Annotated in this window: 14 protein-coding genes; 9 read left to right on the forward strand and 5 right to left on the reverse strand. The window is 70.9% G+C overall.

Annotated features, from left to right (window positions below; genetic code table 11):
• Positions 1 to 32 precede the first annotated feature (32 nt).
• On the reverse strand, positions 33 to 1,433 hold the full coding sequence (locus tag EZ242_RS09120) for a hypothetical protein (protein WP_135284819.1): 1,401 nt from the start codon (positions 1,431 to 1,433) through the stop codon (positions 33 to 35).
• Between the two features lie 175 nt (positions 1,434 to 1,608).
• Here EZ242_RS09120 and EZ242_RS09125 point away from each other — a divergent pair, with 175 nt between their 5' ends.
• Positions 1,609 to 2,850, forward strand: coding sequence for an MFS transporter (locus EZ242_RS09125; protein WP_135284820.1), 1,242 nt, complete (start codon positions 1,609 to 1,611; stop codon positions 2,848 to 2,850).
• Positions 2,851 to 2,875: 25 nt separating this feature from the next.
• Here EZ242_RS09125 and EZ242_RS09130 read toward each other — a convergent pair whose 3' ends face one another.
• The 3 genes from EZ242_RS09130 to EZ242_RS09140 all read right to left on the reverse strand — a co-directional run bounded on the left by EZ242_RS09130 (position 2,876) and on the right by EZ242_RS09140 (position 8,057).
• The gene (locus EZ242_RS09130) at positions 2,876 to 4,609 is read right to left on the reverse strand and encodes a WD40 repeat domain-containing protein (protein WP_135284821.1); all 1,734 of its coding nucleotides are present in this window, start codon (positions 4,607 to 4,609) and stop codon (positions 2,876 to 2,878) included.
• Positions 4,610 to 4,692: 83 nt separating this feature from the next.
• A complete protein-coding gene (locus EZ242_RS09135) occupies positions 4,693 to 6,678 on the reverse strand; it encodes a sensor histidine kinase (RefSeq protein ID WP_240787029.1) in 1,986 nt (661 codons plus the stop codon).
• On the reverse strand, positions 6,675 to 8,057 hold the full coding sequence (locus EZ242_RS09140; protein ID WP_167784700.1) for a sigma-54-dependent transcriptional regulator: 1,383 nt from the start codon (positions 8,055 to 8,057) through the stop codon (positions 6,675 to 6,677). The genes EZ242_RS09135 and EZ242_RS09140 overlap by 4 nt, the downstream gene beginning before the upstream one ends.
• A 312-nt stretch (positions 8,058 to 8,369) precedes the next feature.
• Between EZ242_RS09140 and EZ242_RS09145 the strand changes: the two genes are divergently transcribed.
• The 7 genes from EZ242_RS09145 (at position 8,370) to EZ242_RS09175 (ending at position 15,068) form a co-directional block, all read left to right on the forward strand.
• Positions 8,370 to 8,579 (forward strand): formate dehydrogenase, encoded by a 210-nt coding sequence (locus tag EZ242_RS09145; RefSeq protein ID WP_135284823.1) that lies wholly within the window; start codon positions 8,370 to 8,372, stop codon positions 8,577 to 8,579.
• A gap of 22 nt (positions 8,580 to 8,601) precedes the next feature.
• Positions 8,602 to 11,571 (forward strand): formate dehydrogenase subunit alpha, encoded by a 2,970-nt coding sequence (locus EZ242_RS09150; RefSeq protein WP_135284824.1) that lies wholly within the window; start codon positions 8,602 to 8,604, stop codon positions 11,569 to 11,571.
• 11 nt (positions 11,572 to 11,582) lie between these two features.
• Positions 11,583 to 12,197: a formate dehydrogenase FDH3 subunit beta gene (fdh3B, locus tag EZ242_RS09155; RefSeq protein WP_135284825.1), complete on the forward strand. Its 615-nt coding sequence runs from the start codon at positions 11,583 to 11,585 to the stop codon at positions 12,195 to 12,197.
• Complete coding sequence (locus EZ242_RS09160; RefSeq protein WP_135284826.1) at positions 12,194 to 12,427, forward strand: hypothetical protein; 234 nt, start codon at positions 12,194 to 12,196, stop codon at positions 12,425 to 12,427. The genes fdh3B and EZ242_RS09160 overlap by 4 nt, the downstream gene beginning before the upstream one ends.
• Positions 12,405 to 13,622, forward strand: a complete 1,218-nt coding sequence (locus tag EZ242_RS09165; protein WP_135284827.1) for a formate dehydrogenase subunit gamma — start codon at positions 12,405 to 12,407, stop codon at positions 13,620 to 13,622. Before EZ242_RS09160 ends, EZ242_RS09165 begins: the two co-directional genes overlap by 23 nt.
• Before the next feature lie 14 nt (positions 13,623 to 13,636).
• On the forward strand, positions 13,637 to 14,101 hold the full coding sequence (locus EZ242_RS09170; RefSeq protein ID WP_135284828.1) for a hypothetical protein: 465 nt from the start codon (positions 13,637 to 13,639) through the stop codon (positions 14,099 to 14,101).
• 112 nt (positions 14,102 to 14,213) lie between these two features.
• Positions 14,214 to 15,068, forward strand: a complete 855-nt coding sequence (locus tag EZ242_RS09175; protein ID WP_135284829.1) for a formate dehydrogenase accessory sulfurtransferase FdhD — start codon at positions 14,214 to 14,216, stop codon at positions 15,066 to 15,068.
• 82 nt (positions 15,069 to 15,150) lie between these two features.
• Here EZ242_RS09175 and EZ242_RS09180 read toward each other — a convergent pair whose 3' ends face one another.
• A complete protein-coding gene (locus EZ242_RS09180) occupies positions 15,151 to 16,191 on the reverse strand; it encodes a VWA domain-containing protein (protein WP_135284830.1) in 1,041 nt (346 codons plus the stop codon).
• Between the two features lie 513 nt (positions 16,192 to 16,704).
• Here EZ242_RS09180 and EZ242_RS09185 point away from each other — a divergent pair.
• Complete coding sequence (locus EZ242_RS09185; protein ID WP_167784701.1) at positions 16,705 to 21,258, forward strand: MupA/Atu3671 family FMN-dependent luciferase-like monooxygenase; 4,554 nt, start codon at positions 16,705 to 16,707, stop codon at positions 21,256 to 21,258.
• Positions 21,259 to 21,261: the final 3 nt, after the last annotated feature.

Consider the following 21,261-nt stretch of genomic DNA (forward strand, 5'->3'; position numbering starts at 1 on the left):
CGAAGGACGGCACCTGTTCACGCTTTGACTCGCTACGGCTGCTGCGTCATGCTCCACTGCTGGAAGGCCTGCTGCCATGCCAGCAAGGCCGCAGCGTCCAGGTCGCCCGCCGGAGGCAGGGGCGGGCCGGGCCAGCTTGCCGGGTCCTGTGCGGTGACGTTGCCCAGGGCGGCCTGAAAGTCGGGGTCGTTCACTTGCGATCCGCTCAAACGGGCGGCAGGGCGCCAGACGCCCTGTTCAAGCGCAAACGCCTGGGACCGCCCGAACCGGAGAAGGCATTCGGGGTAGGCCATCGCTCCCGCTGGTGACGTGCACATGCTGTAGCCGGGCTCGGGGAGCACTGGCGAGACCAAGGTCACCGACGTGCCAGCGGGGTCCATCGCCACCAGGGTGCCGAGCTGGTCGTCGCCCTCGCCCGGGAACACGCTGGCAGGTGTCCAGGCGGGGCGGCCGAAGGGCGCTTCGAAGAGGATGGCCTGTCCGGCATTCCGGGTGACGGACAGCCGCCCATCCGGTTCTTCTCGCAAGCGCACACCCGGTGCGCCGACCAGCAGGCGCTGGGCGTTGGCGGAGAACGCCACGCTGGTGCCGAATGCCTGGCCCGCACTGGAGATTCCCAGCCGTGCCACCGGCGCCCAGTCAGCGCTTCCCTGATTCATGTACACCTGCACGGCACCCGCGGGGCGGCCCTGCGCGTCGGGCGCATCGGGCAGGCCGATCGCCAGTGCGCTGCCGGAGCCGGCCAAGGCCAGCGACAGGCGCGTGGCGCTGCAGTCGCCGGTGGTGCCCAGGTTCAGGCGGTCGATGCGATCGCGCGCTGCGCTCGTGTCGATCAGGACGATCTCGGTGCAGGTGCCGTTGCGGACCGCGAAGGCCGCACGCGTGCCGGCGGGTGAGATCGAGAACGTCCGTGCCAGGGCGAAGGCGCGGGCGATGGCGGGTGCGTCCAGGCGGACCGTGGCGGACGCGCCGTTGCAGTCCCAGAAGGTCTTGGGCACGACCAGCCATCCTTGCCTCATCAGCTTCACAGTGGCCGTGCAGGCTGCGACGCGGTAGTGCGCGCCCAGCACCTGCGCCAGCGCCGTGCCGGCCGGCAGGTTCAGCGTGGGACTGTTCGTCACGGGGGTGATCGGCCGCTCCGGCAGCGGGCCGCTGCCATCCGGATCCTCCATGAGGCGGTGGTAGCCGGCAGGGGCCTGGACCACGAAGGTGCGGTTCATCACGGTGAGCCGCGGTACCGAGGGAGCCAGCGGCATTTCGGGCGGGGCGGGCTCCATGAAGATCGGATCCCCCGTCGACGGGGCCATGGCCTTGGTGCTGAAGGCGGCTTCTTCTGCCGCAAGGGCGTCGCCGGCTGGCGCATCGCCTCCGCCACATCCCGTGAGCGCGAGGGCGGCGAGCAGCGGCAGGGCGTGCCACCTGGAATGGATCATGGTCGTATCTCCCTGGTTGTGGACCAGGGCATGGGTGGCCGTGAGCCGGCTCGGGTTCCGAGCGGGCGCAAGCGCCGCCCCGACGCGCGATATCCTGCCGGGCTCAACGCCCATTCGCTCGCGCCATGATCTCGCCTTCGACCGCTCTCTCGCCCACGTTCCCAGGCGCATGCTGATGGGGAGCTCCGTCCCCACACCGACCCGCTCGGACCAGGCATCCGCCTGGACCATGCTCCTGGCCTTCACGGCCGTGTTCGCCATGAGCCAGGCCTTTCGCACGCTGCCGGCCATCGTGGCACCGCCGCTGGTGAGCGAGTTCGGCCTCACGCCTGGCCAGCTCGGGGTCTTCGCCGGCGCCTTCCATTTCGCCTTCGGCGGGCTGCAGTTCGTGATGGGCGTGGGCATGGACATGTTCGGGCCGCGCCGCACGGTGCTGTGGGTGTTTCCGCTGGCGATCGCGGGCGCGCTGATCGCGGCGGCGGCGCCGGGCTACGGCGCGCTGCTGATCGGACAGGTGCTGATCGGGACCGGCTGCGCGCCGGCCTTCGTCGCCTGCACGCTCTTCATCGCGACGCGCTTCGAGCCGGCGCGGTTTGCATCCATGTCCGGGGCCATCCTGGGGCTGGGCTCCGTGGGGCTGCTGGTGACGGGCACGCCGCTGGCCTGGCTGATCGAGGCCTCATCCTGGCGTGCGGCCTTCATCGCCCTGGCGGCAGCCTCGGCCCTGGCCTGGCTGGCGGTGTGGCGCATCGTGAAGGACCCGCCCGGCGCAGGGGCAGGTGCCCGCATGTCATTGGGCACCGCCCTGCGTGGGTACGGCGAACTGTTCCGCCTGCCGCACACCTGGGGCATCGTGGCCCTGGGCCTGGTCACCTATGCCTCCTTCATGGCGCTGCGCGGCCTGTGGCTCGGGCCGCTGCTGGTGGACCGCCATGGCTTCAGCCTGGTGGCGAGCGGGCACGTGGCGCTGGCGGTCTCGGTGGTGGGCATGCTGGGGCCGCCGCTCTTCGGTCGGATCGACCCGGGCACGGGAACGCGCCGGCGCTGGCTGGTGGGCTACAGCCTGCTGATCGCGTTGGGTTTCTTCGTGATGGCGGCCACGCACAACCCCGGCGTGGACGTGGGACTGGCCGTCGTGATGAGCCTGGTCTCCGGCTACATGGTGCTGCAGTACGCGGACGTGAAGTCCGCCTACCCCGCCGCGATGACGGGGCGGGCCATGGCCATCTTCACGATGGCCATGTTCCTGGGGGTGGCGCTGGTGCAGTGGCTCACGGGCCGGGTGGCGTCCGTGGCGGCAGCGCGGGGCGCGGAGCCCTATGCCTGGATCCTGGCCAGCATCGGCCTGATGCTGGTGGCCGGGGCGCTGGCCTTCCGCTGGCTGCCTGCGCCGGGGCGGCCGGGCGAACGCGCCTGAAAAGGGCGAGCAGCGCCGGGAGGCTTCAGTACAGGTAGACGGCGCCCGATTCGGAGGCGCTGCTGTTGCCCTCGACCGGAAAGCGCCGCGCGCCACCCAGGTCGGAGGGCTCCGCTGTGTCGCCTGCGGCCAGGGTCTTTCCGTCGCCCGAGATCGCGACGCTGGTCCAGTACGAGCCGAGGCTCCATTCGGTCCCACCCAGCCGGGTGGCGGCGACGGTCCTGCCGGTCTTGAGGTAGGCGGCCTGAGCCCAGCCGCTGCTGGCGCGTTTGAACACGTACAGGGCGCCCGAGCCCGGGCTGCTGGTGTCGGCGCCATTGAGCACGGCATCCCCCATGCGCGCGGCGCTGTCCTCGAGCGGCGCGCCGGCCACCAGGGTCTGACCGTCGGCCGAGAGCGCCACGGCCAGCCCGAAGCGGTGATTGCTGCGGGTGTTGGTGCCCTGCACGCTGGCCGTGAGTTGCCAGCCCATCGCGTCACGATCAAACACGTGCACGGATCCGCCACCGGGCGCGCCGGCGGCCAGCACCTTCCCGTCGGCCGAGAAGGCCAGGGCGGCGCCGAAATCGGTGAAGGGGGCGCTCGGATCGTTCGTGGCGGGGCTCGCAATCTGGACCGGCATGACCCAGTCCGGGCCCTGCCGGGTGAAGACGTGGATCGCGCCGTTCGTCGCGGAGTCGGCGGGGTCGCTTACGGCGAGCGTCTGCCCGTCCGGCGCAATCGCCACGGCGCGACCGAAGGCCAAGCTCGTACTCGTCGTTGCGAGAGCCGACATCGGGGCCCAGCCACTGTCCTCCAGGCGGGAGGCGAAAGCCCCGACGCCGGCCGACGTGCCGGCCACCACCGTGCGGCCGTCGGCCGACACCGCCACGCGCCAGCCGAACCCGGCCTCGGCGGGGAGGGTGGACATGCCCTGTCCGGGTCTGAAGGACTGTTCCAGGCGATAGCTTGCGAACCATCGCCGGAAGACGTAGACCGCACCGGTTTCGCTGGACTCGCCCTGCGCGCCGACCACCACGGTGCTGCCATCCGCGGAGACCGCCACGCTGGAGCCGAACCGGCCGTTGATTGCCGACGCTGGGCTGTTCAGCGTGCCGTTCAGGACCCACTGCCCGTCCGCTCGCGCATACACGCGCACCTCCCCGCTGCGCAGCGGCGCACCGTTTGGGGTGGAGGCATTGACGCCGACCACCAGCGTGTCGCCGTCCTGCGACAAGGCGACGGCCGAGCCGAAATGTTCGTTCGTCACCGGCGCATCCGCCTTGAGGAAACCCATGGTGTCGATCACCCGCGGTGCCACGGCGGCGGAGGCGCTGCTGCAGCCGCTGCCATCGCAGGCGCGCACCGAGAACCGTGCGTCCGGCAGGCCGTACAGCTCGGGCGGCGGCGTGTACTCCTTCGTAACCCGCGCGTCGCCGCCTGGTGCCGCGATGTCGCCATCGACCGGGTCCGCCGGGAGCGGACCGTCGCCGTCCGGGTCGAGCAGCAGCTGGTAGAAGCTGGCGCCGGGCAAGGCGTCCCAGCTGAAGGAGTAACGTTTGATGCCGGCGGTGAACCCGAGACCGGCAGGCGCCGCGAGGGTGACGGCTTGCGCATCGGGCGGCGTGGGCGCGACCGGCGGCGCGGCCGCGTCGTCGGGCGCGGCGACCGCAGGCGCCTCGGGCTCGGGCGGGGCGCCGGCGCCGCCGCCACAGGCGGCCAGGATCAGGAGGCTGCTGGCGCACAGGCAGCGCGCGAGTCGCAGGGCAACAGGGGACATGAGGGCTCCGGGAAATGAAAGGACGGGCGCGCGAGCAGGCCGCGCGCTGCGCCTCAGTCACAGCCGAAGCGATTTGGTTCTCATCAATTCGAGGCGGCGGCGATCACCGCCTCGGGCGGCACCGGCTCGGTGGCCAGGCGCAGGCGGAACACCGCGCCGCCGCCGGCACCGGGCAGGGCTTCGAGCCGCCCGCCGTAGCGCTCCACCAGGCTCTGGCTCACCCACAGGCCCAGGCCATGGCCGTCCGGCCGCGTGGTGAAGAAGGGCCGGAACAGCCGCTCCGTGCTGCCGGGCGGCAGGCCGATGCCGTTGTCCTCCACCTCCAGGCTGACGCCGGCTTCGATGTCGCGCGTGCGCAGGACGAGGCGTCCGCCCCCGGGCATGGCCTGCACGGCGTTGAGGATGAGGTTGATGAGGACCTGCTGCAGCTCCTGGTGGTTGAAGCCCACCGTCCCCGTGGCGGCGTAGTCCTTGACCACGTCGATCTTGGCCTGGGCGAGTTGCGGACCCGCCAGGACCAGGCATTCGTCGAAGACGCGCCCGGGGTGCAGCGACTCGACGTAGCCGGCGTAGTCGGTCGGCCGCGCATGCTGCAGCAGCTGGTTGACGATGCGCCGCATGCGCTCGACCTGCTGGTCCACCAGCTTCAGTTCGGCCAGCACCGGCGTGGCCTTCGGCCCCAGGGTCTCGCGCAGCAGGTCGAGGTTGCCCTGGATCACCGCGATGGGGTTGTTGATCTCGTGGGCCACGCTGGCCGTGAGCTGGCCGATGGCGGCGAGCTTTTCCGACTGCACGAGCTGCCGCTGCGCCTGCACCAGCGAGGCGTTGCTCTGCGCCAGCTCGCGGGTGCGCTCGGCCACCTTGTGATCGAGCTCGTCGGCCCAGCGCTGGAGGCTGCGGGTCTTGTCGTCCACCACGTCCAGCAGGTGGTCCAGGTGCTGGGCGAGGGCGCCGATCTCGTCGCGCGAGGCGAGTGCGCCCACGCGCGCCCGGGCGTCGCCCGCCTCCACCTGCTCGATGGTGCGGTTCATCCGCTCCACCGGCCGGAAGATGCTGCGCGCCAGGCGCAGCGACACGATGGCCGCCAGCGCCATCACCGCGAGGAAGAGGAGGGCGATGCTTCCGAGCATGGCCTGCATCACCCACCGGAACGGCTGCTCCAGGAAGCCGACGTAGAGCATGCCCACGCGCTTGCCCTGCGCATCGACCAGCGGCTCGTAGGCCGAGACGTACCAGTCGTTGACCACGAAGGCGCGGTCCAGCCAGGTGCTTCCGCGCTGCAGCACCGCTTCGCGCACGGCCTGCGACACGCGGGTGCCCACGGCGCGGCGGTCCTGGAACAGGCGCACGTTGGTGGTGATGCGCACATCGTCCAGGAAGAGGGTGGCCGTGCCCTGGCTGCCGAAGGGCAGCGAGCCTTCGGGATAGACGATGCGGTTGATGTGGTCGATGAAGTCCAGGTTCTGATTGAGCAGCACGCCGCCGCGCAGCACGGCCAGCACCTCGCCCGCGTCGCCGCGCACCGGTGAGGCGGCCAGCACCACCAGGGCGCGGTCCTCCACGGTGCGGTCGGTGGGCGTCGCGTTGCGCGTGGGCACCAGGGGCACCGCCACCCGCTCGGCGGCGTGCGGCGCGAGCGCGGCGAAGCGCTCTCCGTCGATGAGGGCCAGGCGGGCGGCACGGGCGCCGGTCACCGCACCGGACCAGGTCGGGTCTCCGGGCGCCGAGATCACGAGGAAGTCCAGGTCCAGCGCCTCGCGCTCGCGGGCGAGCAGGGCGTCCAGCCGCGCGCGGTCGCGGGCCGCCAGCGCCCGGTGCAGCGCATGGGACTGCGCCACGGACTCGGTGCCGCCGCCCACTTCGCTGACCACCTGGTCGAAGTAGCCACGCGCCACCGCCAGGTCGCTGCGCACCTTGGTGATCAGGAGCCGGTCGTAGGCCTGGTCGCCCCAGATCACCAGCGCACCGATCAGGAGCGGCAGGGCCACCAGCAGCGGCAGCAAGGCCATGGCCAGCAGCTTGCGGCGCACCGAGTGCGCGAGCCACGCCTTGGGGCTGGCGAGGATCACGGCAGCGCCCATTCGGCCACGCGCCGCTCCAGCGTGCGCCGCGAGATGCCGAGCAGCTGCGCCGCGCGCGTCTTGTCACCCTGCACCGACTCCAGCACGGACAGGATGTGCTGCTTCTCCAGCGCATGCAGGTCGGTGGGCTGGCCCGCGGTGGTCAGGCGCGCCGCCGCCGGCTGCGCGTACAGGGCCGAGACGTTGAGCGCGCCCAGGATCAGCGAGCGCTCGATCAGGTTGCGCAGCTCGCGCACGTTGCCCGGCCAGTCGTAGCGCTGGAGGAAGGCCATCTCGGTGTCGCTCAGGGCCAGCGGCTCGGCGCCGAGGGCGGGGGCGAGCTGCGCCATGAAGTGCGCGGCCAGCTCGGGAATGTCCTCTTTGTGCTCGCGCAAGGGCGCGAGCGTGAGTTCGACCACCTGCAGCCGGTAATAGAGGTCCTTGCGGAAGCGGCCGGCCGCCACTTCGCTGGCCAGGTGGCGGTTGGTCGCGGCGATGATGCGCACGTTCACCGGCACGAGCTGCTCGCTGCCCACGGGACGGATCTTGAGGTCTTCCAGCACGCGCAGCAGGGTGGACTGCAGGGGCAGCGGCAGCTCCGCCACCTCGTCGAGGAACAGCGTGCCGCCCTGCGCGTAGTGGAAGAGGCCGTTGCGCGCCCGGGTGGCGCCTGTGAAGGCGCCCTTGGCGTGGCCGAAGAGCTCGCTTTCGATCAGCTCCGGCGAGACGGCGGCGCAGTTCACCGGAACGAAGGGCCCCTGGGCGCGCGCGCTTTGCGCGTGCAGGGCACGCGCGACGAGTTCCTTGCCGGTGCCCGACTCGCCCTGCAGCAGCACGGTGCTGTGCACGCCCGCGGCGCGGCGCACCGACTCCCAGAGCTGCGCCATGGCAGGCGAGGAGCCCACCAGCCCCCCGCGCGCCTGCCCCTCGACCGCGCTCGCACGCCGCAGGATGTAGTTCTCGCGCGCCAGGCGCGAGCGCACCCAGCAGTGCTGCACCGCATTGAGGATCTGCGGCATGCGAAAGGGCTTGAGGATGAAGTCCGAGGCCCCCGCGCGCAGGGCCTCGATGGCGGTGTCCAGGTCGGCGAAGGCGGTGATGAGGATCACGTCGCCCGACCAGCCCTGCTCGCGCAGCTCCTTGAGCCAGGCCACGCCATTCTTCCCGGGCAGGGAGATGTCCAGGATGATCAGGTCCACGTGGTGCGCGCGCAGCTGCTGCTCGCCGGCCTCGGCGCTCGCGGCCTCCAGCACGGCGTGGCAGCGCGGGCCGAGCGCCTTGACCAGGAAGTTGCGCATGCCCTGTTCGTCGTCCACGACCAGGAGGGTCCAGAACGGCCAGGCTTCGGCGGCTCGCTCGGGCGGGGGAGTGGTGCTGGGGGTCGTCACGGGATCCTGGGTTGTGCGCTGCGGATTCTAGGAAGCCTCGGCCGAGCAATTTGCTCGGGTATGCCATGCCCGCGACAGCGGCGCGCGACAAGTTGTCGCACGCCGCGCGACAGGATGACGCAGCTCACGTTCATGCTGCAGTGCAACCTCCAGTGAAGCGATGCGAACGAGTGGCTGCAGAGCTTGTGGCACGGTTTCTGCAACCCCGTCGCCTAGGGTCGGTCCCATTGCCGCGGTGAAGGCGTGGGAATAAATTCCGCGAGCGCTATGCACCCGTGTGCATAGCCCCGAGCTTGCACGTTAGGAGACAACATGAGCCAGCCCAATCAACGCCAGCTCTCGCGGCGCACCCTCTTCGCGGGTGCGGGCACCGTCGGTGCCGCCGCCGCAGCCGTCACCCTTTTGCCCACGGTGCGCGTGGAAGCGCCCACGGCTCCGGAGCAGAAGCAGCCCCCGGCACGCGGGGGTGGCTACCACCTGAGCGAACACGTTCGCCGTTACTTCAAGACCACCCTCATCTGACGCCCGAAAGGCGGGAGACCCCATGTTGCTGACTAAAAAATCGGGCAGCGCTTCCGGCGGCGCGCGTTCGCCCTTCGTCCACAGCCTCCAGCGCGGCCTGGCGCACGCGCTGCCCACCATGGACCGTCGCGGCTTCCTACGCCGCTCGGGCATCGGGGTGGGCGTGGGCCTCGCCGCGGGCAGCCTCACGCTGGTGAAGAAAGCCCAGGCGGCGCAGAACGCCCCGGCCATCGGCCAGGGCAAGATCGAGGTCAAGCGCACCGTCTGCACCCACTGCTCGGTGGGCTGCGCGGTCGATGCCGTCGTCGAGAACGGCGTCTGGGTGCGCCAGGAGCCGGTGTTCGACTCGCCCATCAACCTGGGCGCGCACTGTGCCAAGGGCGCGGCGCTGCGCGAGCACGGCCACGGCGAGTACCGCCTGCGCTATCCCATGAAGCTGGTGGACGGCAAGTACCAGCGCATCAGCTGGGACCAGGCCTACAACGAGATCAGCGCCAAGATGCTGGAGCTGCGCAAGGCGAGCGGCCCGGACTCCATCTACTGGATCGGTTCGTCCAAGCACAACAACGAGCAGGCGTACCTGATGCGCAAGTTCGTGAGCCTCTGGGGCAGCAACAACTGCGACCACCAGGCGCGCATCTGCCACTCCACCACGGTCGCCGGCGTCGCCAACACCTGGGGTTATGGCGCCATGACCAATTCGTACAACGACATGCAGAACAGCAAGTGCGCGTTGTACATCGGCTCCAACGCCGCCGAGGCGCACCCGGTCTCCATGCTGCACATGCTCCACGCCAAGGAGAACGGCTGCAAGATGATCGTGGTGGACCCGCGCTTCACGCGCACCGCGGCCAAGGCCGACGAGTACGTGCGCATCCGCTCGGGCAGCGACATCCCCTTCCTGTTCGGGCTGATGCACCACATCTTCAAGAACGGCTGGGAAGACCAGAAGTACATCAACGACCGCGTCTGGGGCATGGACAAGGTGCGCCAGGAGGTCATGACCAAGTGGACGCCGGACAAGGTCGAGGAGGCCTGCGGCGTCTCCGAGGCCCAGATGGCCAAGGTGGCCGAGATGATGGCCAAGAACCGGCCCTCGACCATCGTCTGGTGCATGGGCCAGACGCAGCACACCATCGGCAACGCCATGGTGCGCGCCTCCTGCCTGCTGCAGCTCGCGCTGGGCAACATCGGCGTCTCCGGCGGCGGTGCCAACATCTTCCGCGGCCACGACAACGTGCAGGGCGCCACCGACGTGGGCCCCAACCCCGACTCGCTGCCCGGCTACTACGGCATCGCCGAAGGCTCCTGGAAGCACTTCGCCACCGTCTGGGGCGTGGACTTCGACTGGATCAAGAACCGCTTCGCCAGCCCCGCGATGCTCACCAAGCCGGGCATCACGGTCTCGCGCTGGATCGACGGCGTGCTCGAGAAGAACGAGAACATCGACCAGGACCCCAACCTGCGCGGCGTGGTCTTCTGGGGCCACGCGCCGAACTCGCAGACCCGCGGCCTGGAGATGAAGCAGGCCATGGACAAGTTGGACCTGCTAGTGGTGGTGGACCCCTACCCCTCGGCGACCGCCGCCATGGCGGCCATGCCGGGCCGGGCCGAGGACCGCAACCCCAACCGCGCGGTGTACCTGCTGCCCGCGGCCACGCAGTTCGAGACCTCGGGCTCGTGCACGGCGTCCAACCGCTCCATCCAGTGGCGCGAGAAGGTCATCGATCCGCTGTGGGAAAGCCGCAGCGACCACATGATCATGTACCAGCTGGCGCAGAAGCTCGGCTTCGGCAACGAGCTGGTCAAGAACTACAAGATGCAGAAGGTCAAGGGCCTGGACGAGCCCGTGCCCGAGGACATCCTGCGCGAGATCAACCGCTCCGTCTGGACCATCGGCTACACCGGCCAGAGCCCCGAGCGCCTGAAGGCGCACATGAAGAACATGCACGTGTTCGACGTCAAGTCGCTCAAGGCCAAGGGCGGCAAGGACAAGGACACGGGCTACGACCTCACCGGCGACTACTTCGGCCTGCCCTGGCCGTCGTTCGGCACGCCGGAGATGAAGCACCCGGGCACGCCCAACCTGTACGACCCGAGCAAGCACGTCATGGACGGCGGCGGCAACTTCCGCGCCAACTTCGGCGTCGAGCGTGACGGCGAGAGCCTGCTCGCGGCCGACGGCTCGCACTCGGTCGGCGCGGACATCACTACCGGCTATCCCGAGTTCGACCACGTCCTGCTCAAGAAGCTGGGCTGGTGGGGCGAGCTGACCGAGGCCGAGCAGAAGGCCGCCGAGGGCAAGAACTGGAAGACCGACCTGTCCGGCGGCATCCAGCGCGTGGTCATGAAGAACCATGGCTGCCACCCCTTCGGCAACGCCAAGGCACGGGCGGTGGTCTGGAACTTCCCGGACGCCATCCCGCAGCACCGCGAGGCCCTCTACAGCACCCGGCCCGACCTGGTCGCCAAGTACCCCTCGCACGACGACAAGAAGGCCTTCTGGCGCCTGCCCACGCTGTACAAGTCCGTGCAGCAGAAGAACCTGCAGGACAAGGTGCACGAGAAGTTCCCGCTGATCCTCACCTCCGGCCGCCTGGTCGAATACGAGGGCGGCGGCGAGGAGACGCGCTCGAACCCCTGGCTGGCCGAACTGCAGCAGGAAGCCTTCGTGGAACTCAACCCCAAGGCCGCGGCCGACCGGGGCATCCGCAACGGCGACCGTGTCTGGCTCACCACGCCCACCGGCGCGCGCCTGAACGTGCAGGCCCAGGTGACCGAGCGTGTGGGGCCCGACACCGCCTTCATGCCCTTCCACTTCTCCGGCCGCTGGCAGGGACAGGACATGCTGGCCTACTACCCCAAGGGGGCCTACCCCGTGGTGCGCGGCGAGGCGGTCAACACGGCCACCACCTACGGTTATGACAGCGTGACGATGATGCAGGAGACCAAGACCACCGTCTGCAACATCGAGCGCGCCACGACGGCATAAGGAGAGCGAACATGGCACGAATGAAATTTGTTTGCGACTCCGAGCGCTGCATCGAGTGCAACAGCTGCGTCACCGCCTGCAAGAACGAGCACGAGGTGCCCTGGGGCGTGAACCGCCGCCGCGTCGTCACCCTCAATGACGGCGTGCCCGGCGAGCGCTCCATCTCCGTGGCCTGCATGCACTGCTCGGACGCCCCCTGCATGGCGGTGTGCCCGGTCAACTGCTTCTACCGCACGGAAGAAGGCGTGGTGCTGCACGACAAGGACGTGTGCATCGGCTGTGGCTACTGCAGCTACGCCTGCCCCTTCGGCGCACCGCAGTTCCCCTCGGCCGGCACCTTCGGCGTGCGCGGAAAGATGGACAAGTGCACCTTCTGCGCCGGCGGCCCCGAGGCCAACGGATCGCAGGCCGAGTTCGAGAAGTACGGGCGCAACCGCCTGGCCGAAGGCAAGCTTCCGGCCTGCGCCGAGATGTGCTCCACCAAGGCCCTCCTGGCCGGTGACGGCGACATGGTCGCCGACATCTTCCGCAACCGCGTGCTGGCACGCGGCAAGGGCGCCGAGGTCTGGGGCTGGGGCACCGCCTACGGCTCGCAGCAGGCCGGTCAACCGAAAGGAAAGTCATGATCGCGCGCGTCCTCATCGCCACCTTCGCGCTTGCGGCCCTGGCGGGCTGCGCCGACCGCGAACAGACCGCCACCGGGGTCAAGAGCGACCAGCCTTCCTTCGCCGGCACGGGCGCTCCAGCCCCCTACGCCCTGGCCGACTGGAAGCAGGGCGACAAGGCCAGCTGGGAACAGCAGCTGCGCGCCCGCACGCAAAGGCAGAACGAATATGTCCGTGTCAACCAGCAGTGAGCGTGGCCGCATGCTGCGGGGCCTGGCGGCCTCGCTGCTGATGTGCGTGGGCCTGGTGGCCGGCGTCTCGGCGCAGACCGTGCGTCCGGCCGACGAGGCGCCGCCCGCCGCCGCCCCGGCCCAGCCCGGGCCGGGCGGCATCCGCAGCCAGAACATCTTCGACGTGAAGCCCGATGCCGACCAGCAGAAGGGCTACATGGAGCAGAACAACGCCCAGCGCAACCAGGTCCAGCCTGGCAACAACGCCCCCATGTGGCGGGCCGTGGGTGACGGCGTGGCCGGCTACAGCAGCCTGCCGGTCTCGCAGGCGCCCGAGGCGGGCGTGCTGATCCAGCGCCAGGTGCAATACCCGGGCTCGCGCCTGACCACGGCCGGCGAGGCCTGGCGGCAGGTGCGCAACAGCTGGATCGTGCCCTATGGCGGCGCGCTCCTGCTGATCATGCTGGGCGCGCTGGCGATCTTCTACTTCACCAAGGGCTCCATGGGTTCGGCACAAGGCGGCGGCCGGCGCATCGAACGCTTCACGCCGTTCGAACGCTCGGCTCACTGGGCCAACGCCATTGCCTTCGTGCTGCTGGCCGTCTCCGGGATCATCATGGCCTTCGGCCGGTTCTTCCTGCAGCCGGTGATCGGCACCACGCTCTTCGGCTGGCTGACCTACGCGCTCAAGAACGTCCACAACTTCGTGGGGCCGCTCTTCGTGGTGTCGGTGGTCATCGTGTTCTTCACCTTCGTGAAGGACAACCTGCCGCAGCGCGGGGACCTGCGCTGGATGCTCAAGGCCGGCGGCGTGTTCAGCAAGCACGAGGTGCCCTCGCACCGCTTCAATGCGGGCGAGAAGGTGGTGTTCTGGGGAGGCGTGTTCTTCCTGGGTGCCATCGTCGCCGGGTCCGGGCTGGTGCTGAACATGCTGATCCCGGGCCTCCTGTACGACCGGGGCACCATGCAGGTGGCGCACATGATCCACGCCGTCGCGGCCGTGCTCATGATGACCATGTTCCTGCTGCACATCTACATGGGCACCATCGGCATGCGCGGCGCCTACAAGGCCATGCGCACCGGCTACGTGGACGAGGCCTGGGCGCACGAGCACCACGAGTACTGGGCCGAGGACATCAAGTCCGGCAAGATCCCTGCGCAGCGCAGCAAGCCCGCCGGCGTGACGGCGCCCCCGGCCGACGTGCGGCCCGCCTGACTGGAAGACCCGCGATGAAGAACCTGACCCTGTCCCTCCTCCTCGGCCTGCTCGCCCCCGTGGCCCTGGCCAAGCTGCCGGCCCCCGTGCTGGACGACGCCGCCAAGGCCAAGGCCGAGGAAGCCAAGGCCAAGACGGCCTGGCAGTCCAAGGTCGATGCCTTCCAGCTGTGCAAGGCGCAGGACCGCGCCGTGGCCAATGCGCGCAAGTCCGGCAATGGCGCGAAGCAGGCCCCCGCGGCGGCGGGTTCGGCGAACGGCACCGCGCCCACCGCAGCCGCTGGCGCGGCGCCCGCGGTGCCGACGCCGGTGTCCTCGCCCATGGCGGCCGTGGCCTGCATGGACCCGGGGCCCTTCGCCTACACGCCTCCGGCGCAAAAGCCGCTGGAGGCCTCGGGGGCCCACTCGCCCACCGGCACCGCGATCAGCCCGCCCAGCACCAAGCAGCCCGCCGCGGCGACGCCCGACAAGAAGTCCTGAGGCTGGCCCAGCCAGCCCTCGAACCGGGCCCCGGCGCCGCGGCTTGCCGCGGGTCGGGGCCTTTGCACGTCCTGCCCGCGCGCTGTGAACGCGCGGCCTACACTCGCCTGCCATGTCCCTGCCCCACCTGACCGAAGCCCGCGCCGACCTCGTCCGCGAGGTCGAGGTGACCGACGAGCACGGCGTGCGGCAGACCCTGCAGATTCCCGCCGAGCGTGACCTCACGGTGTACGTGGACCGGCGTGAGCTGGTCACCCTCATGACGCTGGGCGCGCGGCCGGAATGGCTGGTGCTGGGATACCTGCGCAACCAGCGACTGGTGCGCTCACCCGAGGAGGTGGAGTCCATCACGGTGGACTGGGAGGTGGGCGCCGCGGCCGTGCGCACCCGCAGCGGCATCGAGCGCATCGAGGAGCGCACCGCCAAGCGCGTGGTCACCACCGGCTGCGGCCAGGGCAGCGTGTTCGGCGGCCTGATGGACGAGGTGAACGCGCTCGCGCTGCCCGAGGCACGCCTCGCGCAGGGGCAGCTCTATGCCATCGTCAACGCCATCCGCCTCCAGGAGAGCACCTACAAGTCGGCCGGCTCGGTGCATGGCTGCGCGTTGTTCCGGGGTCCGGAGATGCTGGTCTTCGTGGAAGACGTGGGCCGCCACAACGCCATCGACACCATCGCCGGCTGGATGTGGATGCACGGCGTGAGCACCGATCATGCCCGGCCCGACGAGCCTTTCGTCTTCTACACCACCGGCCGGCTCACCAGCGAGATGGTCATCAAGTCGGCGCAGATGGGCGTGGCCCTGGTCGTCTCGCGCAGCGGCATCACGCAGATGGGCCATGCCATTGCGGCCCAGATCGGCCTGTGCGCCATCGGGCGCGCGACCAACCGGCACTTCTACTGCTACACCGCGCCCGAGCGGCTGCTGTGGCAGCCGGAGCTGGCCTCGGCGCCGCGGCAGGCGGGCTGAAGCCCGCGGCAGGCCTGGTCAAGGATCTTTCCAGCGTCGCCTCTCGTCGCGCCGATGCCGAAGCGACGCGGCGAAAAAGCCCTTAGTCGATGCGCCTGAACCAGCGCACCGACAGCCCCACGGCCGCCAACGTGAGCAGCGCCGCCAGCAAGGCCAGCACCGCGGTGATCTCCGTCTCGCGCATCTCCACCTGCGCGCGCGTGCCCAGGCCCTGGTACACCTCACGCAGCCTGTCGGCCGTTCCGGCGTGCTGGTAGATGCCGCCGGTGATGCGGGCCACCTCGCGGAGCGTGGGCTCGTCCAGGCGCAGGTAGATGGCCATGCCTTCGGGGTGGGTGCCTTCGCCATCGGCGGTGCCCAGCCCGATCACGTCGATGCGCACGCCGCGCTCGGCGGCCATCTTCGCGGCTTCCAGCGTGTCCACGCCCGTGGTGCGGCGGCCGTCGCTCAGCAGGATGATCGCGGCCGACTTGTACGAGCCGGGCGCCACGGGCGTGATGCTCTTGGGGGCGACCTTCGGCTTCTCGTCCAGGCTGCGCGCCGCAGCGCGCTGGCTGCCGAAGGTCATCTCGCCGACGTCCAGGCCGTGGTCCGGGAACAGCTCGGCCAGGCTCACCACGATGGCGTTGCCCACCGCGGTGGCGGTCTGCATCTGGAAGCTGTCGATGGCTTCGGCCAGCACGGCGCGGTCGAGCGTGGGACGCTGGGCCACCTGCGCGGTGCCGGCGAAGGTGACGATGCCGACCTCGATGTCGCGCGGCAGCTCACGCAGGAACTGCCGGGCCGCGGCCTGCGCAGCCACCATCCGGCTCGGCTCCACGTCGCGCACGCGCATGCTGAGCGACACGTCCATGGCCAGGATGAGGGTGGTGCGCGCCCAGGGCAAGGGGATGCGCGAGACCGGCCGGGCTGCCGCGACCAGCAGGGCCGCGCAGGCCAGCAGCAGCAGCAGCGGTGGCATGTGGCGGCGCCAGCTCGGCCTGTCCAGCGCCGCCCGCACCGTCGCAAGGCTGCTCAAGCGCACGGCCGCCCGCCTGCGCCGGCGCAGCAGCCAGGCGTAGAGCAGGGGCAGTACGGGCAGCGCCAGTAGCAGCCAGAGGAAGTCGGGCCAAAGGAAAGACATGGGCGCGGGTTGTCGTTGACGCCCCATCGTGGGAGGCCGTGGGTGACTTGGCAATCCCGGCGCGAAATCACGCCTGCGTCGCGGCGCGCAGACGGTGCGCCGGCGCCACCATGGGCCCGCGGTGTAGGTAAGTGCCGCATCCTTCTGTAATCGCCCCCGTTGCGCGGCCGAGCCAGGCTTTGCGGGCCCCACGAGGCTCGACAGAAGTAGCAAGATGAGCCTTGACCGCGCGGAATTCGACCACTGCGCGGACGCTCGAGATTTCGACACGCGATGACCTGTACCCCTTGCTTCATCACCGCCGAACCGGCCTTCATACGAGCGGCGGCGCATCGTGTCCATAGCTCTTTGGGGCTGTGCAGTCCCCGCCTGCCGCGCGCGTCCAATCGGGTGCGGCTTCCACTTCCGAATTCCCGCGAGACCGACCGCCGGGCTGCCGCACCCGGCACGCCTGGCAATGGATTTTTCTCACCGGTGAATCATTCTTTTGCGAGACCCTGAATGTTGACTCCCATGCGCGCAGTGTTCGTCGGCAATGGCACGCTCCTGATCCGGTGTGCCGAGGCCTTCCGCAGCGAAGGCCACGAGATCGCGGCCGTCGCGAGCAGCGACCCCGCCATCCTCGACTGGGCCCGGCAGCAGGCCATCGTGGCCGAGTGCATCGACGGCCGCGTGCCCTCGCTCGAGGGCTTCGATTACGACTATCTCTTCAGCGTCGCCTGGCTGCAGGTCCTGCCCGAGCCGCTGATCCGGCGTGCCCGGAAGCTGGCGGTCAACTTCCATGACGGCCCGCTTCCGCGTTACGCGGGCCTGAACGCCACGTCCTGGGCCGTGATGGCCGGCGAGCGGCAGCACGGCGTCACCTGGCACGAGATGACCGCCGAGGTGGACCGTGGCCGCATCCTGCGCCAGGAGCTGTTCGAGCTCGCGCCCGACGAGACCGCCTTCAGCCTGAACGCACGCTGCTACGAGCGCGGCTTCCAGGCCTTCTGCACGCTGCTGGCGGACCTTGCACGCGCTGCGCCGGTGCTGCAGGAGCAGCCCGCCGGCGGCAGCTACTTCGCGCGCCACCAGCGGCCGGCCGCCCTGGGCACGCTGGACTGGCAGCGCCCGGCCAGCGCCCTGGCCGCACTGGTGCGGGGACTGGACTTCGGCAACTACGCCAACCCGCTGGCGCTGCCCAAGGTGCTGCTGCCCGACGGGGCGCTGCTGGTGCCGCGTTCGGCCCGTGTCGCCCCCGCACCAACCGCGGCGAGCCCCGGAACCGTGCTGGAAGCCCAGGGGGCGCGCCTGCGCATCGCCACGGCCGACGGCGAGCTGCTGCTGGACGGCCTGCGCGGCATCGACGGCTCGGCAAGCCTCGGCGGCCTGCAGGCCGGCCAGGTTCTGCCCTCGCTCACTCCGCCGACGCTCGCGCTGCTGGACGAGCGCGCGCCCGCGCTGGCGCGGGGCGAGGCGCACTGGCGTGCCGAGCTGGGTGCGGTGCGTTCGGCCGAACTGCCGTACCCGCGCCTGGCCCAGCGCGACGCGGCCGTCGCACCGGTTCGCCTGCCGCTGGAGGTCACCGCGCGCGGACCCGCGACGCTCGCGGCCTTCGCGGCCTGGCTGTGTGCGCTGGGCGGGCAGGACCGCGTGTCCCTGGCCTATGCCGACAGCGCCCTCGCGCAGCAGGCGCGCGGCCTCGAAGCCTGGGCCACGCCCTGGGTGCCGCTCACGATCGCCTGCAACCCGGACGAGGGGGCGGCGCAGCTCGCCGAGCGCGCCGCCGGCCTGGTGTCCCATGCCCACGCCGCCGGCCCCATGACGCGCGACCTGCCGCTGCGGCTGGGTGGCGCGGTCCCGGCGCCCGCGACCTTCGCCATCAGCCTCGGCGGCGGCGAGCCGCAGGCCCCCGCGCAGCTGGCCCTGGTGGCTGCCGCGCCCGACGCGCCGCTGGAGCTGCGGGTCGAAGGCGGCCTCTTCGATCCGGCGGTGATGGCCTGCATCGCCGCCCATCTGCAGGCGTGGCTGCGCGCCTTCGAGCAGGCGCCGGGGCCGCTGCGCGCCCTGCCGCTGCAGCCGCCGGCGGAACAGGCGCAGCTTTCGGCCGGCAATGACGCGAGCACGGTGGCGGTGGACACGTCCGAGGCCGTCCACCTGCAGATCGCCCGAGCCGCGGCCGAGCGTCCGCAGGAAGAGGCCCTGGTCTGCGGCGAGGCGAGCCTGACCCACGCCGAGCTGCAGGGCCGCGCCACGGTGCTGGCCCAGGCGCTGCGCGAAGGCGGCGTCGGCGCCGGAGACATCGTCGGCGTCTGCCTGGACCGGGGCCCGGAGCTGCTGGTCGCGGTGCTCGCCATCCTGAAGTCGGGCGCCGCCTACCTGCCGCTGGACCCCGACTACCCGCACGACCGCCTGCGCTACATGGTGGCCGACTCCCAGGCGCGCCTCGTGGTCTGCCGCGGTCCGATGGCCGGGCTGCTGGACCTGCCGGCGGACCGCGTGATGGCCCCGGACGCACGCCCCGCGAGCGAGGTCTCGGCCGAGCTCCCCGCCGTGCCCGCGAGCAGCCCCGCCTACGTGATCTACACCTCGGGGTCCACCGGCAAGCCCAAGGGCGTGGTGGTCACTCACGCGAACGTGCTGAACTTCTTCGCCGGCATGAGCGCCCGCGTGCCGCACGCGCCCGGCGCGCGCTGGCTGGCCGTCACCAGCCTGTCCTTCGACATCTCGGTGCTGGAGCTGCTGTGGACGCTCTCGCGCGGCCTCACGGTGGTGCTCTATGCGCCGACCCAGGCGCAGCAGGCCGGCCCCGAATTCAGCCTCTTCTACTTCTCCAGCGACGAGTCGGCCGCGGGCGCCGACCGCTACCGCCTGCTGATGGAGGGCGCCCGCTATGCCGACGAGCACGGCTTCGCGGCCGTGTGGACTCCCGAGCGCCACTTCCACGCCTTCGGCGGCCTGTACCCCAATCCCATGCTGACCAGCGCCGCCATTGCGGCCGCCACGCGCCGGGTGAAGATCCGCGCCGGCAGCTGCGTGCTGCCGCTGCACCATCCGGCCCGCGTGGCCGAGGACTGGTCGGTGGTGGACAACCTCTCGAATGGGCGCGTGGGCGTGTCCTTCGCGGCGGGCTGGCAGCCCAACGACTTCGTGCTGGCGCCACAGAATTTCGCCAACCGCAAGCAGTCCATGCTGGACAACATCGACGTGGTGCGGCGACTCTGGCGGGGCGAGAGCATCGACTTCCCGGGCCACGACGGCAAGCCGGTTTCCGTGCGCACGCTGCCGCGCCCCGTGCAGCGCGAGCTGCCCATGTGGCTCACCGCGGCCTCGAACCCCGAAACCTTCCAGCAGGCCGGCGAGAAAGGCTGCCATGTGCTCACCCACCTGCTGGGCCAGAGCGTGGAGGACCTGGCCGGCAAGATCGAGGTCTTCCGCGCCGCCTGGCGCGCCGCGGGCCACCCGGGCGAGGGCCAGGTCACGCTCATGCTGCATACCTTCGTCGGACCCGACGAGGACGCCGTGCGCGAGACCGCGCGCGGGCCCATGAAGGCCTACCTGCGCAGCTCGGTGGATTTGATCCGCCAGGCGGCCTGGAGCTTCCCCACCTTCGTGCAGCGCGGCAAGGCGGCCGGCCGCACGCCGCTGGAAGTGATGCAGGAGCAGCCCCTGTCCGAAGCGGAGATGGACGCGCTGCTCGACCACGCCTTCTCCCGCTACTGGAACACCAGCGCCCTCATCGGCACGCCCGAGCGCTGCCTGGAGATGGTGCAGCGGCTGCAGGACGTGGGCGTGGACGAGATCGCCTGCCTGATCGACTTCGGCATCGAGACCGACACCGTGCTCGCCCACCTGGAGCCGCTGCGCCGGCTGATGCAGATGGCCCAGCGCCCGCGCCGCGGCGACGCGGACCTGGGCGTGGCCGGCCACATCCAGCGGCACGCGGTCACGCACCTGCAGTGCACGCCCTCCATGGCCACCATGCTGGTGGCCGATGCACCGGGCCGCGAGGCGCTGTCGCGTCTGTCGGCCCTGCTGGTGGGCGGCGAGGCCCTGCCACTGCCGCTGGCGCGGCGCCTGCGCGAGCTGGTGCCCGGCCAGCTTCTGAACATGTACGGTCCGACCGAGACCACCGTGTGGTCCAGCTGCTGCGCGCTAGACGCCATCGGCGATTTCGTTCCGCTGGGCGAGCCCATTGCCAACACGCAGCTCCACGTGCGCAACGCCTGGGGGCAGGAATGCCCGGCGCTGGTGCCCGGAGAACTCCTCATCGGCGGCGCCGGCGTGACGCCGGGCTACCTGAACCGGCCCGAGCTGACCGCCGAGCGCTTCGTGGCCGACCCCGCGCGCCCCGGCGAGCGCCTCTACCGCACCGGTGACCTGGTGCGGCGCCACCCCGACGGCCGGCTCGAATTCCTCGGCCGCCTCGACCACCAGGTCAAGATCCGCGGCCACCGCATCGAGCTGGGCGAGATCGAGAACACGCTCGCGCGCCAGCCGGGCGTGCGCGAAGCGGTGGTCATCGCGCGCCAGGATGCCGCGGGCGAGTACGTCCTGCTCGGCTATGTCACGCCGGAGGCGGGCGCGAACCTGGAGGCCGAGGCGCTGCGCCGCGCGATCGCCCAGGCCCTGCCCGAGATCATGGTGCCGCGCGCCGTGGCGGTACGAAGCAGCCTGCCGCTCACGCCCAACGGCAAGGTCGATCGCAAGGCCCTGGCGCAGTCCGGCGCGGAGGCGGCGGCTGCGCCGGCGCAGCCATCGGCAGCGCCCGCGGGCGGTGCGCCCGGCGACGCGCTGGAGCAGACCGTCGCGGGCATCTGGCGCGAGGTGCTGGGCCTGGACGAGGTGGCGCGCGACAGCAACTTCTTCGACCTGGGCGGCCATTCGCTGCTGGTGATCCAGGTGCAGCGGCGCCTGAAGGACGCGGTGGGCCAGGAGGTCTCCATCACGGACATGTTCCGCCTGCCCACCGTGGCGGCCATTGCCGAACACCTGCGCGGGAACACGCGCGACAACGCCGTGAGCGCGGGCCTGAGCCGCGCGCATGCACGCCGCGCGCTGCGCGGGCAGGGCGCGCGCACGGCTTGAGAC

Source organism: Ramlibacter rhizophilus, from assembly GCF_004681965.1.
Taxonomy (GTDB): domain Bacteria; phylum Pseudomonadota; class Gammaproteobacteria; order Burkholderiales; family Burkholderiaceae_C; genus Ramlibacter; species Ramlibacter rhizophilus.